We start from the raw sequence: 16,984 nt of genomic DNA on the forward strand, positions 1-16,984 counted from the left end.
TGAGACTACTGGGGCGCTGACGCGGAGGACCTTGGCGCGCTACAGTCCCCGCACACCAACGTTACTGATCGGTAAACCGGTAAGGGGACGATACATGCGGCTCGGCATCAATCTTGGTTACTGGGGCGCGGGCATGGACGCCGACAACCTCGCCGTCGCCCAGGAGGCCGACCGCCTGGGTTACGACGTCTGCTGGGCCGCCGAGGCCTACGGCTCCGACGCCCCGACCGTGCTCGCCTGGGTCGCCGCCCAGACCGAGCGCATCGACGTCGGCTCGGCGATCATGCAGATCCCGGCCCGTCAGCCCGCCATGACCGCCATGACGGCGGCCACCCTCGACTCGCTCACCAAGGGCCGCTTCCGGCTCGGCCTCGGCGTCTCCGGACCCCAGGTCTCCGAGGGCTGGTACGGCGTCAAGTTCGACAAGCCGCTGGCCCGCACCCGCGAGTACGTGGAGATCGTCCGCAAGGCCATGAGCCGGGAGCGGCTCTCCTACGACGGCGAGCACTGGACCCTGCCGCTGCCGGACGGCCCGGGCAAGCCGATCAAGCTGACCGTGCACCCCGAGCGCGAGCACATCCCGCTCTACATCGCCGCCATCGGCCCCAAGAACCTGGAGCAGACCGGCGAGATCGCCGACGGCGCCCTGCTGATCTTCCCGGCCGCCGAGCACCTGGAAGCCACCGCCCTCACGCACATCCGGGCGGGCCGCGAGAAGGCCGGGCTGACCATGGAGGGCTTCGACGTCTGTCCGACCGTGCCGCTGGCCCTCGGCGAGGACGTGAACGCGCTCGCGGACATGTTCCGCCCCTACACCGCCCTGTACGTGGGCGGCATGGGCAGCCGGAAGCAGAACTTCTACAACCAGCTGGCCCAGCGCATGGGCTACGAGAAGGAAGCCGCCGAGATCCAGGACAAGTACCTGTCGGGAGACAAGAACGGCGCCGCCGCGGCCGTGCCGCACTCGCTGATCGACTCGACCACCCTGCTCGGCCCGGTCGCGCGGATCGCCGACGGGATGCGGGCCTACGCGGAGGCCGGGGTCACCACCCTCACGCTCGCCCCGGCCGGGTTCACCCTGGACGAGCGGATCGCGGCCCTGCGCGCCGGTACCGAGGCGATGGAGCTGGCGGGCCTGGCCTGATCGCCCCCCGCCCGACCGGCTGATCCGGTGCCGGCGGGCGGACGCCGGCACCGGTGGACGCCTTCGCGGCCGTGGTGGGGGCTCGGGGGTCTTCCCCGCCACGGCCGACACAGCGAACAACGCCGGGAACGCCCACCGGGTTACGCACGGTGGCCCACCCCCCGATTTCGTTCATTCGGACGAGTAGTGCGACCCATCGGTTGCCCGCCCCGCCCACCGGAGTTTGACTCGTTCCATGCTCTCTGCCCGCAGCCTGTTCCAGGAGATCGTGGACAACGACGACTCCTTCCAGCTGTTCTGCTCCATCGCCGCCAGCGGGGAGACCCAGGGCGGCTGGGAGAACGCCCGCATCGCGGCCCTGGTGCCGGACGGCATGCGCCACCTCGCGCCCAAGATCACCCGGCACGGCGCCGACGAGGACAAGCACGGCCGGATCTTCAACGCGCTGCTCCGCAAGCGGGGCCTGCCCGCCGTCCCGGTACCCCCCGAGACCGACTACACCATGCTGCTGGAGCGCCGCGGCATCGGCCTCGCCCACGAGAAGCTGCGCCGCGAGGTGGCGCTGAGCGAGGAGGACATCGTCGTCTACCTCGCGCACAGCCGCGTCACCGAACAGCGTGCCGCCGACCAGATGGACATGCTGGTCAAGTACTTCGGCGACCACCCCGAGGTGGGCAAGGCGATCCACCTGATCAGCCACGACGAGGACAACCACCTCGCCTACTGCCACGAGGAACTGCTGCGCCTGGCCCGCTCCGGCTACGGCCGGACCATCCAGCGGGTGCTCCGCGAGAGCGCGCTCGCCGAGATCTCCGTCTACCGCGACGTGAGCCTCGCCGTCATGAGCCACATGGGACGGCTGCTGCACTGGCCGGCCCCGAAAGCGGCCTCGCTGGCCGCCGGCATCCGGGCGATGTACGCGTACGAGCGGTTCAGCGGCTGGCACCGGATGGTGAACCTGCGACTGCCCGAGCGCCTGGACGCCCTCGGCGGCGCACCGGGCGCCGCGGCCGGGCCCGCCCACGCCCCGCGCGAGAGGGAGCTCAGAGCCAGCCCCGGCGCTTGAACATCCGGTGCAGGCCCACGCACGCACCCGCCATGACCACCAGCACCGCCGGGTAGCCCCAGGCGTGCCGCAGCTCCGGCATGTGGTCGAAGTTCATCCCGTAGATCCCCGCCACCATCGTCGGGACGGCCGCCATCGCCGCCCAGGCCGAAATCTTGCGCATGTCGTCGTTCTGCCGCAGGCCCATTTGCGCGAGGTGCGCGGCGAGCGCGTCCGACAGCAGCCGGTCCAGGCCCTCGATGTATTCGTTCGCCTTGGTCAAGTGGTCGGCGACATCGCGGAAGAACGGCTGCGCGTGCTCGTGGACGAAGGGGACCTCCCCGAAGGCGAGGCGGTCCATCGGCTGGAGCAGCGGGCTCGTCGCCCGCCGGAACTCCAGCACCTGCCGCTTGAAACCGTAGATCCGGGCGGCGGTGTTCTTGGTGTCCGAGGCGTTCGGGGCGAAGACCTCGGCCTCCAGCTCCTCCAGGTCCGCCTGCAGCTCGGCCGCCACCTCGATGTAGTGGTCGACCACCGCGTCGGACACCGCGTACAGCACCGCCGTCGGGCCGTGCCGCAGCACGTCCGGCTCCTGTTCCAGCCGGTGGCGCACGGCCGCCAGCGGGGCCCCCACACCGTGCCGGACCGTGACGACGAACGAGTCCCCTATGAACACCATCAGCTCGCCCGCGGTCACCGTGTCCGCGTCCTCGTCGTACAGCACCGGCTTGAGGACGACGAACAGCGAATCGTCGTACACCTCCAGCTTCGGGCGCTGGTGCGCGGTCAGCGCGTCCTCCACTGCCAGCGGATGCAGGCCGAACTCCTGGCTGACGTGGTCGAATTCCTTCGCGGTCGGCTCGTGCATGCCGATCCACAAGAAGGCGTCACCGGCCGCCCGGGCCTCGTCGAGGGCGTCCGAGAAATCGTCCGGCCCCTCGGTGCGGCGGCCGTCCCGGTAAATCGCGCAGTCCACAATCACGCCGGGCATTCTTCCCTGCCCACGGCCCGCCCGCACACGTGCGGCAGCGCATACGCTGGCCCCATGGCCACGCTGATCCTCGTACGACACGGGCGGTCCACCGCCAACACCGCTGGGCTGCTCGCCGGATGGACCCCCGGAGTGGCCCTCGACGAGCGCGGCGCGGAGCAGGCCGCCGCGCTGCCCGGCCGGCTGGCGGGGGTGCCGCTCGCCGCCGCCGTCACCAGCCCGCTGCAGCGCTGCCGGGACACCCTCGCACCCCTGATGGCCGCCCGGCCGGAGCTGGAACTGCACACCGACGAGCGGATCGGCGAGTGCCACTACGGCGATTGGTCGGGCCGCAAACTGTCCGAGCTCTCCGACGAACCGCTGATGAAGATCGTCCAGCAGCACCCGTCGGCCGCAGCCTTCCCCGGCGGCGAGTCCATGCGGGCCATGCAGGCGCGCGCCGTGGACGCCGTACGCGACTGGGACGCGCGGATCGAGCAGGAGCACGGCAGCGACGCCGTCTTCCTGATGTGCTCGCACGGCGACATCATCAAGTCCCTGGTCGCGGACGCCCTGGGCATGCACCTGGACCTCTTCCAGCGCATCCACGTCGACCCCTGCTCGGTGACGGCCGTCCGGTACACCGCCACCCGGCCCTTCGTGTTCCGGCTCGGCGACACCGGGGACCTCGGCCCGCTCGTCCGGCGCCCCGCCGCACCCGAGAGCGTCGCCTCCGACAAGGACACCGAAGACGCGGGGAACGCCGTCGTGGGAGGCGGCGCGGGCGCGGCTTGATCGCCCGGCGCAGTAGGGTGGACGGGCCAACACAAGGGCGCAGACCTGCCCCTGCCGCCGAGACTTGGAGACTGGACGTGCCCCGTCAGGTGTTCCTCTACGACCCCCCGGACCGCTTCGTGGCCGGCACGGTCGGTCTGCCGGGACGCCGTACGTTCTTCCTGCAGGCCTCCGCCGGCCCCCGCGTCACCAGCGTCTCCCTGGAGAAGACCCAGGTAGCGGCGCTCGCCGAGCGGATGGACGAGCTGCTGGACGAGGTCGTACGGCGGACCGGCGGCAACGCGCCGGTCCCGGCCGTCGCCCCCGCCGAGGCCGCCGACACCGCGCCGCTGGACGTCCCGGTCGACGAGGAGTTCCGCGTCGGCACCATGGCCCTGGCCTGGGACGGCGAGGAGCAGCGCATGATCGTCGAGGCCCAGGCGCTCGTCGAGCTCGACGCGGACTCCGACGAAGACCTCGCCGAGGCCGAGGAGCGGCTCCTCCAGGACGAGGAGAACGGCCCGCCGATGCTGCGGGTCCGCCTCACCGGCTCCCAGGCCCGGGCCTTCGCCAAACGGGCCCTGGACGTCGTCAACGCCGGCCGCCCGCCGTGCCCGCTGTGCAGCCTCCCGCTGGACCCGGAGGGGCACGTGTGCCCGCGCCAGAACGGCTACCGGCGCCAGGCGTGAGGGACACGGGGGAGAAGATGGAGGAACTGCTCGCCCGGGGCGAGCTCACCGTCATAGGCCGGATCCGCGACGCGTCCAACGCCGTCCTGCTGTGCAGCGTCACGCACGGGGACGTGAGCGCCGACTGCGTCTACAAGCCGGTCAAGGGCGAGCGGCCGCTGTGGGACTTCCCCGACGGGAACCTCGCCCGCCGGGAGGTCGCCGCCTACCTGATCTCCGAGGCCACCGGATGGGGCCTGGTCCCCGCCACCGTGCTGCGCGACGGACCGTACGGCGAGGGCATGGTCCAGCAGTGGATCGACGCCGAGCAGCCGGACGAGCACGCCCCGCTGGGAGCGCTCCTCGGACTCGTCGACGGCGAGGAGGCAGGGGAGGGCTGGAAGGCCGTCGCCCTCGCCGAGGTCGGCGAAGGCCGCACCGCGCTGCTCGTGCACGCCGACGACCCCCGACTGCGCCGGCTCGCCGTACTCGACGCCGTGATCAACAACGGCGACCGCAAGGGCGGCCACCTGCTGCCCGCGCCCGACGGCCGGCTCTACGGCATCGACCACGGCGTGACCTTCCACGCCGAGGACAAGCTGCGCACCCTCCTGTGGGGCTGGGCGGGCGAGCCGCTGACCGACGAGGCGCGCGAGGTGCTGGCCGCGCTCGCCGACGGGCTGGCCGAGGGGGCCCCGCTCGCCACCCGGCTGGCCGAACTGATCACGCCGGTCGAGCTGGCCGCCGTACGGGACCGGGTGGGGCACCTGCTGCGCACCGGAACCCACCCCCGGCCGTCCGGGCAGTGGCCGTCGATCCCCTGGCCACCGGTCTGAATCAGCCATTGGTCGTACGCACAGAATCGGCCAGACCGCAAGAGTGCCGATCAAGACAACAGTGCAGGTCCAGTTCGTTTCCGGAACATCCGTCCGGTTAGGCTCGAGACATGCATGCCTGGCCCGCTTCTGAGGTCCCCGCCCTTCCTGGCAAGGGCCGCGACCTCCAGATCCACGACACCGCGACCCAGGGGACGATCACCCTCGCCCCCGGTCCCGTCGCCCGTATCTACGTCTGCGGCATCACTCCGTACGACGCGACCCACATCGGTCACGCGGCGACCTACAACGCGTTCGACCTCGTACAACGCGTGTGGCTCGACACCAAGCGGCAGGTCCACTACGTCCAGAACGTCACGGACGTGGACGACCCGCTCCTGGAGCGGGCGCTGCGCGACAACCAGGACTGGACCGAGCTGGCGGAGCGCGAGACCGCACTCTTCCGCGAGGACATGACGGCCCTGCGGATGCTGCCCCCGCAGCACTACATCGGAGCCGTCGAGGCCATACCCGGCATCGTGCCGCTGGTCGAGCGGCTGAGGGACGCGGGCGCGGCGTACGAGCTCGAGGGCGACACCTACTTCTCGGTCGAGGCCGACCCGCACTTCGGCGGGGTCTCCCACCTCGACGCCGAGGCGATGCGGCTGCTCTCGGCCGAGCGGGGCGGCGACCCCGACCGGCCCGGGAAGAAGAACCCGCTGGACCCGATGCTGTGGATGGCCGCGCGTCCGGGCGAGCCGAGCTGGGACGGCGGCTCGCTGGGCCGCGGCCGGCCGGGCTGGCACATCGAGTGCGTGGCGATCGCCCTGGACCACCTGGGCATGGGCTTCGACATCCAGGGCGGCGGCTCCGACCTGGCGTTCCCGCACCACGAGATGGGTGCGTCGCACGCGCAGGCGCTGACGGGCGAGTTCCCGATGGCCAAGGCGTACGTCCACGCGGGCATGGTGGCACTGCACGGCGAGAAGATGTCGAAGTCGAAGGGCAACCTCGTCTTCGTATCGGCGCTGCGCCGCGCCGGGGTGGACCCGGCGGCGATCCGCCTGGCCCTGCTCTCGCACCACTACCGGGCCGACTGGGAGTGGACGGAGGCCGTCCTCGACGAGGCCGTGGCCCGGCTGGAGCGCTGGCGCGCGGCCGTGTCCCGGCCGGACGGCATCCCGGCGGACGCCGTGCTCGAAGAGGTCCGCGAAGCCCTGGCGAACGACCTGGACGCCCCTGCGGCGCTGGCGGCCGTGGACCGCTGGGTGGAGCTCCAGAACGCCACCGACGGCGACGACGAGTCTGCCCCGGGCCTGGTCTCCCGCACGGTGGACGCCCTCCTGGGCGTGGCGCTGTAACCCGGCCGCAGCGACACCGATGCCCCTGGCCCACCGGGCCGGGGGCATCTCCCTTTCCGCCGTCGGACGGGGACGCGCCGGCCGCTGCGCGGAGCTTCCCCACCCCGCCCCTTCCCGAAACCGGGCAGCGCCCGGGAGACGGCGGGAGGGCGCGCCTACGCGTCCGGGGCGTCGTCCTCGCCGGGGGACGGGGCGGCCGGCGGCTCGGGATCCTCCCCGGAGGGGTCCGGCTTGCGCTTCGGGGGACGGGGGAGGCCCCCGGTCGTGTCCCGCAGGTAGGAGCCGTCGCCCGGCTCCGCCGCCGGGCCCGCCGCCGGGTCGCGCCGCCGCAGGTACCGCTCGAACTCCCGCGCGATCGCGTCCCCCGAGGCCTCCGGCAGGTCGGCCGTGTCCCGCGCCTCCTCCAGCGTCTGGACGTACTCCGCCACCTCGCTGTCCTCGGCGGCCAGTTGGTCCACGCCCAACTGCCACGCCCGGGCGTCCTCCGGCAGTTCGCCCAGCGGGATCCGGATGTCGATCAGATCCTCGAGCCGGTTCAGCAGGGCCAGCGTCGCCTTCGGGTTCGGCGGCTGGGAGACGTAGTGCGGCACCGCCGCCCACAAGGACACCGCCGGGACGCCCGCGTGCGTACACGCCTCCTGCAAGATGCCCACGATGCCCGTCGGGCCCTCGTACTTGGTCTCCTCCAGGTCCATCGTCCGCGCCAGGTCCGCGTCCGAGGTGACCCCGCTCACCGGCACCGGCCGGGTGTGCGGGGTGTCCCCGAGCAGCGCGCCCAGGATGACCACCATCTCCACGCCCAGCTCGTGCGCGAAACCGAGGATCTCGTTGCAGAACGACCGCCACCGCATGGACGGTTCGATGCCCCGGACCAGCACCAGGTCCCGCGGCTTGGCACCGCCGATCCGGACCACCGACAGTCGCGTCGTCGGCCACGTGATCTTCCGTACCCCGTTGTCCAGCCATACCGTCGGCCGGTTGACCTGGAAGTCGTAGTAGTCCTCGGCGTCGAGCGCCGCGAAGACCTCGCCCTTCCACTCCCGGTCCAGGTGTGCGACCGCACCGGAGGCCGCGTCACCCGCGTCGTTCCAGCCCTCGAACGCGGCCACCATGACCGGGTCGATCAGCTCGGGCACGCCCTCAAGCTCGATCACCCAGGTCTCCTTCCGAAGTTCCCTTGCGTACGTGGGTCAGCCTAAGCCTTGATGAGGCACCGGCCACAGCCCACGACAGAGGGGCGGTTCCCCTCGGAACCGCCCCTCTTCCCCACCTGCGCAAGAGCTATGCCTTGCGGGCCAGCATCTCCTCGACCCGGGCCTTCACGGAGTCGTCGTCCAGGCCGCGGATCGTCACCGTCGTACGGCGGCGCAGCACGTCGTCGACCGTCTCGGCCCACTCGTTGTCACGGGCGTAGGCGACCTGCGCCCAGATCTCCGGACCGTCCGGGTGGATCCGCTCGGCCAGCGCGGGGTCCTCGTTCGCGATGCGCGCGATGTCGAAGGCCAGCGAGCCGTAGTGGGAAGCCAGGTGGCGGGCCGTCAGCGGGTCCATCCGCGTCCCCGGCTCCCGGTCCACCAGCAGTCGGTGCGCGACCGCGTTCGGGTTGGCGACGCCGGGCAGCGCGATCCGGCGCACCAGCGACTTCACCGGCTCCATGTCCTCGGTCAGCGGGCTGCCCGGGAGCTTCGCCAGCTTGTCCATGACCACACGGCCAATGTGGCGGTACGTCGTCCACTTGCCGCCGGCCACCGACAGCATGCCGCCGGCGCCCTCGGAGACGACCGTCTCGCGCTTGGCCTTCTCGACGCCGCCGGGGCCGCCGGGCAGCACCCGCAGGCCCGCGAAGGCGTACGTCATCAGCGAGCGGTCCAGGTCCGCGTCCTTCACCGAGAAGGCCGCCTCGTCCAGGATCTGCGTGATGTCGGACTCGGTGGCGCGCACGTCCGCCGGGTCGCCCTCGTACACCTCGTCGGTGGTGCCGAGCAGCAGCTGGTCCTCCCACGGGAGGGCGAAGGTGATGCGGTACTTGTCGATCGGGGTGGCCATGGCGGCCTTCCACGGCGACTTGCGCTTCATGACGATGTGCGCGCCCTTGGAGAGGCGGATCGACGGCATGGAGTGCTTGTCTTCCATGCGCCGCAGGTGGTCCACCCACGGGCCGGTGGCGTTGAGCACGACGCGCGCGTCGACCCCGAACTCGGTGCCGTCGAGACGGTCCTTGAGCTCGGCGCCGGTGACCCGGCCGCGCGTCTTGCGTAGTCCGGTGACCTCGGCGTGGTTCAGGACGACCGCGCCCGACTCGACGGCCGCACGGACCGTCATGACGGCGACGCGGGAGTCGTTCATCTGGTGGTCGTAGTAGACCGCCACGGCCTTGAGGTTGTCCGTCTTCAGACCAGGGTTGTCGGCGACGGCACGGGCCGGGGATATGACCTTGCCCATGCCGTCGCCGAAGGCCGAGAGGGCGGAGTAGGCGAAGACGCCCGCGCCCAGCTTGGCCGCACCCACCGGACCGCCCTTGTAGACCGGCAGGTAGAAGGTGAGCGGGTTGACCAGGTGCGGGGCCACGTCCTTGGCCAGCACCCGCCGCTCGTGGTGGTTCTCCGCGACCAGCTTGACCGCGCCGGTCTGCAGGTAGCGCAGGCCACCGTGGACGAGCTTGGAGGAGGCCGAGGAGGTGGCGCCGGCGAAGTCGCCGGCGTCCACCATGGCAACCCGCAGGCCCGACTGCGCGGCGTGCCACGCCACGGAGGTACCCAGGATTCCACCACCGATGACCAGCAGGTCGTACGTGGCCTTCGACAGCTGCTCACGGGTCTGTGCGCGGCTGACGTTGGCACCGGCGGTCGGGTGCGTGCCCAGTGCGGTCACGCTCTGCAGGCTGCTCATATCTCTCTTAGCTCCTCGTCGATTGACTCAGCTGGTGCGGTCAGCTGGCGTCTTCGTCGTCGACCCAGCCCATGGAACGCTCCACGGCCTTGAGCCAGCTCTTGTACTCGCGGTCCCGCTGGTCGGCGGGCATCCGCGGGGTCCACTCCGCCGCGCGGCGCCAGTTGGCGCGCAGGGCGTCGGTGTCGGGCCAGAAGCCGACGGCCAGGCCGGCGGCGTAGGCGGCGCCGAGGCAGGTGGTCTCGGCGACCATCGGGCGCACCACGGGGGCGTCCAGGAAGTCCGAGAGCGTCTGCATCAGCAGGTTGTTGGAGGTCATGCCGCCGTCGACCTTGAGGGCGGCGAGCTCGACGCCCGAGTCCTTGGTCATGGCGTCGGTGATCTCGCGGGTCTGCCAGGCGGTGGCCTCCAGGACGGCACGGGCGATGTGCGCCTTGGTGACGTACCGGGTGAGGCCGGCGATCACACCGCGGGCGTCGGAGCGCCAGTACGGGGCGAAGAGGCCGGAGAAGGCCGGCACGAAGTAGGCGCCGCCGTTGTCCTCGACCGAGGAGGCCAGGGTCTCGATCTCGGCCGCGGACTTGATCAGGCCCATCTGGTCGCGCATCCACTGGACGAGCGAGCCGGTGACGGCGATGGAGCCCTCCAGCGCGTAGACCGGCTTCTGGTCGCCGATCTGGTAGCCGACCGTGGTCAGCAGGCCGCTGTAGGAGTTGATGACCTTGTCGCCGGTGTTCATCAGCATGAACGTTCCGGTGCCGTAGGTGGACTTCGCCTCGCCCTCGGCGAAACAGGTCTGGCCGAAGAGGGCGGCCTGCTGGTCACCGAGCGCCGAGGCGACCGGGACACCGGCGAGGACGCCGTCCTTGACGTGGCCGTAGACCTCGGCGGAGGACTTGATCTCGGGGAGGACGTTGAGCGGGACGCCCATCGACTCGGCGATCTTCTCGTCCCAGGCCAGGCTGTGCAGGTTCATCAGCATGGTGCGCGAGGCGTTGGTGACGTCGGTGACGTGCACACCGCCCTGGGCGCCGCCGGTGAGGTTCCAGATGACCCACGAGTCCATGGTGCCGAAGAGGATGTCGCCGGCCTCGGCGCGCTCGCGCAGGCCCTCGACGTTGTCGAGCAGCCAGCGGACCTTCGGGCCCGCGAAGTAGCTCGCCAGCGGCAGGCCGGTCTCGCGGCGGAAGCGGTCCTGGCCGACGTTGCGGCCGAGCTCCTTGCACAGGGCGTCGGTGCGGGTGTCCTGCCAGACCAGTGCGTTGTGCACCGGCTCGCCGGTGTGGCGGTCCCACAGGACCGTGGTCTCGCGCTGGTTGGTGATGCCGACGGCCTTGACGTCCGCGGCGGTGATCTCCGCCTTGGCGATCGCTCCGGCGACGACCTCCTGGACGTTGGTCCAGATCTCGGTCGCGTCGTGCTCGACCCAGCCCGGCTTCGGGAAGATCTGCTCGTGCTCCTTCTGGTCGACGGCGACGATACGGCCGTCGCGGTCGAAGACGATGCAGCGGGAGGAGGTGGTGCCCTGATCGATCGCGGCGATGAAGGGACCGGTGCTGGTGGTCATGTTGGCTGCTCCTGGCAGGTCGGGTGAGTAGGCGGAATCAGGAGGGCGGTGCGGATCTTACGATCTTGCCGGTACTGCTGATCAGGCGAACGCGATGTTGTACAGACCACCGGCGAGCGCGGCACCGACGAGCGGGCCGACCACCGGGATCCAGGAGTAACCCCAGTCGGAGCCGCCCTTGTTGGGCAGCGGCAGCAGGGCGTGCACGATGCGCGGGCCGAGGTCGCGCACCGGGTTGATGGCGTAGCCGGTCGGGCCACCGAGCGAGAGACCGATGCCGACGACCACGAACGAGGTGATCAGGACGCCGATGACACCGAGGCCCTTGCCGCCGTCCTGGAGGCCCTGGGTCAAGATCGCCAGGACCAGGACGGCGGTACCGATGATCTCGGTCGCCAGGTTCTGCACGACGTTACGGATCTCGGGGCCGGTGGAGAAGATGCCGAGCACCGGACCGGCCACGTCGTGCGGGTGCGGGTCCTCGGGACCGAGCTTGGCGTCGCGGATGTGCTCCGGGTCGGCCAGGTGGACGCGGAACTGCCCGTAGTAGGTGATCCACATCAGGACCGCGCCGAGCATGGCGCCCAGCAGCTGGCCGGCGAAGTAGACGGGCGTGTCGCCCCACTCGCCGGTCTTGACGGCGAGGCCGACGGTGACCGCCGGGTTGAGGTGCGCACCGGAGAGCGGCGCGGACACGTAGGCGGCGATCAGGACGGCGAAGCCCCAGCCGAAGGTGATCGCGAGCCAGCCCGCATTGCGGGCCTTGGAGCTCTTGAGTGTCACGGCGGCGCAGACGCCACCACCGAGCAGGGTGAGCAGGGCGGTACCGATGGTCTCGCCGATGAAGATGTCGGAGCTGGACACCCGCGACTCCTTACGTACGTCCAGGGGTGGGCGGACACCGGGTCCCTCCGGTGGTTCCGCGCACTCGGTGAGTTCTGCACCGGTCCTTGGCCTTGTCGCATCCTAGCGCGTATTGCCGGTAGGTGTTCGACAATGCCGACCGATGAACGGCAGTTTTCCGCCCAAGTGAAGAACGCGTCAAGGGTCGGCCAGGCCAATGTGTCGGATCGTTACCCGTAGGTGCGATCAGCCAAATCCAGCCATTCGATGGCCGAGATAGGGCGAAAAAAGGGCAGAAGGGGGCCAGGTGATGGCCTAAACCTGCTAAAGGGAGGTCAGAACCGGCCCGCGCCGAGATCGCGTGAAACCGCACGCGCACAGTCCCGCACCGAGGCCACCAGGGCCGCACGGGGCTCGCCGCCCTCGCCGCACACCCGCTCCACGGCGCCCGCCACCGCCACCGCGCCCACCGGCATCCGGCGCCGGTCGTGGATCGGCGCCGCCACCGACGCGACGCCCTCCCAGGTCTCCTCGACGTCGGCGGCCCAGCCGCGCGCCCGGGTCAGCCCGAGGACCTCCTCGAAGCCGATGCCGTCCGTGACCGTACGGGGGGTGAACGCCTCGCGCTCGACCTCCAGGGCCTGGGTGTGCGCCACCGGATCGTAGGCGGACAGCACCTTGCCCAGCGCGGTGGAGTGCAGCGGCTGCATGGCCCCGACCTCCAGCACCTGGCGGCTGTCGTCGGGCCGGAACACGTGGTGCATGATCAGCACCCCGCTCTGGTGGAGCACGCCCACGTACACGCTCTCGCCGCTCGCCCGGGCCAGGTCGTCCGTCCACACCAGGGCGCGGGCGCGCAGCTCGTGCACGTCGAGGTAGCTGTTGCCCAGGCGAAGCAGCTCCGCGCCCAGCTGGTACCGGCCCGAGGTCGGGTCCTGCTCCACGAAGCCCTCGGCCTGCAGGGTGCGCAGGATGCCGTGGGCCGTGCCCTTGGCCAAGCCCAGCGAGGACGCCACGTCCGAGAGTCCCAGCCGGCGTTCGCCGCCCGCCAGGAGTCGCAGCATCGCAGCGGCTCGTTCGAGCGACTGGATGTTCCGTGCCATCGTGCAGCCTCCTGCAGACCTTCGGTAGTACTGACCATCTTGACGCGGTTCGACAATGCTGAACAGTATCGGTCGATGTCGACCTTGCGCACCGTCGGACAGCTGTTCGCCGTACCGTCGCAGGGACACCGCCCCGGAAAGTCCCCGCCACAGAATGCAGTCCGCCACGTGGGACACCCACACCGGGGCGCCTGCCTCGCGGTTACCCTGGCCGCGTGCACCCTTGACACAGAGGGGGTGCAAAGCCGACAGCCGTCGCATCCCAGGGAGCACCCATGGCTTCGTTGCCCACCCCGCCCGCCGACACCCAGACCCGGGCCGATGCCCTCCGGGAGGCGCTCGCGACCCGCGTGGTCGTCGCCGACGGAGCCATGGGAACGATGCTCCAGGCGCAGGACCCCACCATGGAGGACTTCCAGCAGCTCGAAGGCTGCAACGAGGTCCTCAACATCACCCGCCCCGACATCGTGCGCTCCGTCCACGAGGCGTACTTCTCGGTGGGCGTGGACTGCGTCGAGACCAACACCTTCGGCACGAACTACGCGGCGCTCGCCGAGTACGACATCGCCGAACGCAATTTCGAGCTGTCGGAGGCCGGCGCGCGCATCGCCCGCGAGGTCGCCGACGAGTTCACCGCCTCCACCGGTCAGCAGCGCTGGGTCCTCGGCTCCATGGGCCCCGGCACCAAGCTCCCCACGCTCGGCCACATCACCTACGGCCAGATCCGCGACGCCTACCAGATCAACGCCGAGGGCCTGCTCTCCGGTGGCGCCGACGCGCTGCTCGTCGAGACCACCCAGGACCTCCTGCAGACGAAGTCCTCGATCATCGGCGCCCGCCGGGCCATGGAAGCCCTCGGCGTCACCGTCCCGCTGATCTGCTCCGTCACCGTCGAGACCACCGGCACGATGCTCCTCGGCTCCGAGATCGGCGCGGCCCTGACCGCCCTGGAGCCGCTGGGCATCGACATGATCGGCCTGAACTGCGCCACCGGCCCCGCCGAGATGAGCGAGCACCTGCGCTACCTCGCGCGCAACGCCCGCATCCCGCTCTCCTGCATGCCCAATGCCGGCCTGCCCGTCCTGACCAAGCAGGGCGCGCACTACCCGCTGACCGCCCCCGAGCTCGCCGACGCCCAGGAGACCTTCGTCCGCGAGTACGGCCTCTCCCTGGTCGGCGGCTGCTGCGGCACGACCCCCGAGCACCTGCGCCAGGTCGTCGAGCGGGTCCGCGGCACGGCCGTCACCGAGCGCACCCCCCAGCCCGAACCCGGCGCCGCCTCGCTCTACCAGACCGTGCCCTTCCGCCAGGACACCTCCTACATGGCGATCGGCGAGCGCACCAACGCCAACGGCTCCAAGAAGTTCCGCGAAGCCATGCTGGAGGCCCGCTGGGACGACTGCGTGGAGATGGCGCGCGACCAGATCCGCGAGGGCGCGCACATGCTCGACCTCTGCGTGGACTACGTGGGCCGCGACGGCGTCGCCGACATGGAGGAGCTGGCTGGCCGCTTCGCCACCGCCTCCACCCTGCCCATCGTCCTGGACTCCACCGAGGTTCCCGTCATCCGGGCGGGCCTGGAGAAGCTCGGCGGCCGCGCGGTCATCAACTCCGTGAACTACGAGGACGGCGACGGCCCCGAGTCCCGCTTCGCCAAGGTCACCCGACTGGCCCAGGAGCACGGCGCCGCGCTCATCGCGCTGACCATCGACGAGGAGGGCCAGGCCCGCACCGTCGAGCACAAGGTCGCCATTGCCGAACGGCTCATCGAGGACCTGACGGCCAACTGGGGGATCCGCGAGTCGGACATCCTCATTGACACGCTGACCTTCACCATCTGCACCGGCCAGGAGGAGTCCCGGAAGGACGGCATCGCCACGATCGAGGCGATCCGCGAGCTCAAGCGGCTCCACCCGGACGTCCAGACCACCCTCGGCCTGTCCAACATCTCCTTCGGCCTCAACCCGGCCGCCCGCGTCCTGCTGAACTCGGTCTTCCTCGACGAGTGCGTCAAGGCCGGCCTGGACTCCGCCATCGTCCACGCCTCCAAGATCCTGCCGATCGCCCGCTTCGACGAGGAGCAGGTCACCACCGCCCTCGACCTGATCTACGACCGGCGCGACGGCGACTACGACCCGCTCCAGAAGCTGATGGCCCTCTTCGAGGGCGTCAACACCAAGTCCCTCAAGGCCGGCCGCGCCGAGGAACTCCTCGCCCTGCCGCTGGACGAGCGACTGCAGCGCCGCATCATCGACGGCGAGAAGAACGGCCTGGAGGCCGACCTCGACGAGGCCCTTCAGACCCGCCCCGCCCTCGACATCGTCAACGACACCCTCCTGGAGGGCATGAAGGTCGTCGGCGAGCTCTTCGGCTCGGGCCAGATGCAGCTCCCCTTCGTCCTCCAGTCCGCCGAGGTCATGAAGACGGCCGTCGCGTACCTCGAACCGCACATGGAGAAGACCGATGACGAGGGCAAGGGCACGATCGTCCTCGCCACCGTCCGCGGCGACGTCCACGACATCGGCAAGAACCTCGTCGACATCATCCTCACTAACAACGGCTACAACGTCGTCAACATCGGCATCAAGCAGCCCGTCTCCGCGATCCTCGAAGCCGCGCAGGAGCACAAGGCCGACGTCATCGGCATGTCGGGCCTGCTCGTGAAGTCGACCGTGATCATGAAGGAGAACCTGGAGGAGCTGAACCAGCGCAAGCTGGCCGCCGACTACCCGGTGATCCTCGGCGGCGCCGCCCTCACCCGCGCCTACGTCGAGCAGGACCTCCACGAGATCTACGAGGGCGAGGTCCGCTACGCCCGCGACGCCTTCGAGGGCCTGCGCCTCATGGACGCCCTGATCGCCGTCAAGCGCGGCGTCCCCGGCGCGACCCTGCCCGAGCTCAAGCAGCGCCGCGTCGCCAAGCGCGACGTTCCGGCCCTCCAGGTGGAGGAGCCGGAGGAGTCCGGCGGCCGCTCCGACGTGTCCGTCGACAACCCGGTGCCCGCCCCGCCGTTCTGGGGCACCCGCGTGGTCAAGGGCATCCCGCTCAAGGACTACGCCTCCTGGCTCGACGAGGGCGCCCTCTTCAAGGGCCAGTGGGGCCTCAAGCAGGCCCGCGCGGGCGGAGCCACGTACGAGGAGCTCGTCGAGAGCGAGGGCCGTCCGCGGCTGCGCGGCCTCCTGGACAAGCTGCACACCGAGAACCTGCTGGAAGCCGCCGTCGTCTACGGGTACTTCCCCTGCGTCTCTAAGGGCGATGACCTGATCATCCTCGACGACGCCGGCAACGAACGGACCCGCTTCACCTTCCCGCGCCAGCGTCGCGGCCGACGCCTGTGCCTCGCGGACTTCTTCCGCCCCGAGGAGTCGGGCGAGACCGACGTCGTCGGCTTGCAGGTGGTCACCGTCGGCTCGAAGATCGGCGAGGCCACCGCCAAGCTGTTCGAGTCGGACTCCTACCGCGAGTACCTGGAGCTGCACGGCCTTTCGGTCCAGCTCGCCGAGGCCATGGCCGAGTACTGGCACGCCCGCGTCCGCGCCGAGCTCGGATTCGGCGGTGAGGACCCGGCGAAGGTCGAGGACATGTTCGACCTCAAGTACCGCGGTGCCCGCTTCTCGCTCGGCTACGGCGCCTGCCCCGACCTGGAGGACCGCGCGAAGATCGCCGACCTCCTGGAGCCGGAGCGGATCGGCGTCCACCTGTCGGAGGAGTTCCAGCTCCACCCGGAGCAGTCCACCGACGCGATCGTGATCCACCACCCCGAAGCGAAGTATTTCAACGCACGCTGAGCTCCACCGACGTACAC

Annotated in this window: 13 protein-coding genes; 7 read left to right on the forward strand and 6 right to left on the reverse strand. The window is 70.6% G+C overall.

Annotation, left to right across the window (positions count from 1 at the left end; all coding sequences use genetic code 11):
- Positions 1-94 precede the first annotated feature (94 nt).
- Together ACIQK6_RS34080 and ACIQK6_RS34085 are read left to right on the forward strand one after the other, a co-directional pair.
- Positions 95-1,144 (forward strand): LLM class F420-dependent oxidoreductase, encoded by a 1,050-nt coding sequence (locus tag ACIQK6_RS34080; protein ID WP_329103735.1) that lies wholly within the window; start codon positions 95-97, stop codon positions 1,142-1,144.
- Between the two features lie 235 nt (positions 1,145-1,379).
- Positions 1,380-2,210 carry a ferritin-like domain-containing protein gene (locus tag ACIQK6_RS34085; protein ID WP_329103736.1) on the forward strand — a complete coding sequence of 277 codons (831 nt, stop codon included), beginning with the start codon at positions 1,380-1,382 and terminating at the stop codon, positions 2,208-2,210.
- Here ACIQK6_RS34085 and corA read toward each other — a convergent pair.
- Positions 2,188-3,180, reverse strand: a complete 993-nt coding sequence (gene corA / locus ACIQK6_RS34090) for a magnesium/cobalt transporter CorA (RefSeq protein ID WP_329103738.1) — start codon at positions 3,178-3,180, stop codon at positions 2,188-2,190. The two genes, ACIQK6_RS34085 and corA, sit on opposite strands and share 23 nt — an antisense overlap.
- Before the next feature lie 54 nt (positions 3,181-3,234).
- On the opposite strand from corA, the gene ACIQK6_RS34095 reads away from it, so the two are divergent.
- The 4 genes from ACIQK6_RS34095 (at position 3,235) to mshC (ending at position 6,777) form a co-directional block, all read left to right on the forward strand.
- Entirely contained in the window at positions 3,235-3,954 is a 720-nt protein-coding gene (locus ACIQK6_RS34095; protein ID WP_329103740.1) for a histidine phosphatase family protein, read from the forward strand.
- 77 nt (positions 3,955-4,031) lie between these two features.
- Complete coding sequence (locus ACIQK6_RS34100; RefSeq protein WP_329103742.1) at positions 4,032-4,622, forward strand: DUF3090 domain-containing protein; 591 nt, start codon at positions 4,032-4,034, stop codon at positions 4,620-4,622.
- Positions 4,586-5,437, forward strand: coding sequence for an SCO1664 family protein (locus ACIQK6_RS34105; RefSeq protein ID WP_402696482.1), 852 nt, complete (start codon positions 4,586-4,588; stop codon positions 5,435-5,437). The genes ACIQK6_RS34100 and ACIQK6_RS34105 overlap by 37 nt, the downstream gene beginning before the upstream one ends.
- A gap of 110 nt (positions 5,438-5,547) precedes the next feature.
- The gene (gene mshC, locus ACIQK6_RS34110) at positions 5,548-6,777 is read left to right on the forward strand and encodes a cysteine--1-D-myo-inosityl 2-amino-2-deoxy-alpha-D-glucopyranoside ligase (RefSeq protein WP_329103746.1); all 1,230 of its coding nucleotides are present in this window, start codon (positions 5,548-5,550) and stop codon (positions 6,775-6,777) included.
- A 155-nt stretch (positions 6,778-6,932) separates the two neighbouring features.
- On the opposite strand, the gene ACIQK6_RS34115 is transcribed toward mshC, so the two are convergent.
- The 5 genes from ACIQK6_RS34115 to ACIQK6_RS34135 form a co-directional block, all read right to left on the reverse strand.
- Positions 6,933-7,931, reverse strand: a complete 999-nt coding sequence (locus tag ACIQK6_RS34115) for a PAC2 family protein (protein ID WP_329103748.1) — start codon at positions 7,929-7,931, stop codon at positions 6,933-6,935.
- A gap of 127 nt (positions 7,932-8,058) precedes the next feature.
- Positions 8,059-9,666 carry a glycerol-3-phosphate dehydrogenase/oxidase gene (locus tag ACIQK6_RS34120; RefSeq protein ID WP_329103750.1) on the reverse strand — a complete coding sequence of 536 codons (1,608 nt, stop codon included), beginning with the start codon at positions 9,664-9,666 and terminating at the stop codon, positions 8,059-8,061.
- 40 nt (positions 9,667-9,706) lie between these two features.
- A complete protein-coding gene (glpK, locus tag ACIQK6_RS34125) occupies positions 9,707-11,233 on the reverse strand; it encodes a glycerol kinase GlpK (RefSeq protein ID WP_329103752.1) in 1,527 nt (508 codons plus the stop codon).
- Positions 11,234-11,314: 81 nt separating this feature from the next.
- Positions 11,315-12,097 (reverse strand): MIP/aquaporin family protein, encoded by a 783-nt coding sequence (locus ACIQK6_RS34130; protein ID WP_329103754.1) that lies wholly within the window; start codon positions 12,095-12,097, stop codon positions 11,315-11,317.
- 314 nt (positions 12,098-12,411) lie between these two features.
- Positions 12,412-13,179 carry an IclR family transcriptional regulator gene (locus tag ACIQK6_RS34135; protein ID WP_329103756.1) on the reverse strand — a complete coding sequence of 256 codons (768 nt, stop codon included), beginning with the start codon at positions 13,177-13,179 and terminating at the stop codon, positions 12,412-12,414.
- A 275-nt stretch (positions 13,180-13,454) separates the two neighbouring features.
- Here ACIQK6_RS34135 and metH point away from each other — a divergent pair, with 275 nt between their 5' ends.
- Positions 13,455-16,967, forward strand: a complete 3,513-nt coding sequence (metH, locus tag ACIQK6_RS34140; protein ID WP_329103757.1) for a methionine synthase — start codon at positions 13,455-13,457, stop codon at positions 16,965-16,967.
- Positions 16,968-16,984 lie beyond the last annotated feature (17 nt).

The sequence above is a fragment of the Streptomyces sp. NPDC091682 genome, from assembly GCF_044756625.1.
Lineage (GTDB): Bacteria > Actinomycetota > Actinomycetes > Streptomycetales > Streptomycetaceae > Streptomyces.

Bases quoted from the DNA above. Each gene is read 5' to 3' on its own strand.
- ACIQK6_RS34080 (WP_329103735.1), top strand. From the start codon at position 95: ATGCGGCTCGGCATCAATCTTGGTTACTGGGGCGCGGGCATGGACGCC.
- ACIQK6_RS34085 (WP_329103736.1), top strand. From the start codon at position 1,380: ATGCTCTCTGCCCGCAGCCTGTTCCAGGAGATCGTGGACAACGACGAC.
- corA (WP_329103738.1), bottom strand. From the start codon at position 3,180: ATGCCCGGCGTGATTGTGGACTGCGCGATTTACCGGGACGGCCGCCGC.
- ACIQK6_RS34095 (WP_329103740.1), top strand. From the start codon at position 3,235: ATGGCCACGCTGATCCTCGTACGACACGGGCGGTCCACCGCCAACACC.
- mshC (WP_329103746.1), top strand. From the start codon at position 5,548: ATGCATGCCTGGCCCGCTTCTGAGGTCCCCGCCCTTCCTGGCAAGGGC.
- ACIQK6_RS34120 (WP_329103750.1), bottom strand. From the start codon at position 9,666: ATGAGCAGCCTGCAGAGCGTGACCGCACTGGGCACGCACCCGACCGCC.
- glpK (WP_329103752.1), bottom strand. From the start codon at position 11,233: ATGACCACCAGCACCGGTCCCTTCATCGCCGCGATCGATCAGGGCACC.
- ACIQK6_RS34135 (WP_329103756.1), bottom strand. From the start codon at position 13,179: ATGGCACGGAACATCCAGTCGCTCGAACGAGCCGCTGCGATGCTGCGA.
- metH (WP_329103757.1), top strand. From the start codon at position 13,455: ATGGCTTCGTTGCCCACCCCGCCCGCCGACACCCAGACCCGGGCCGAT.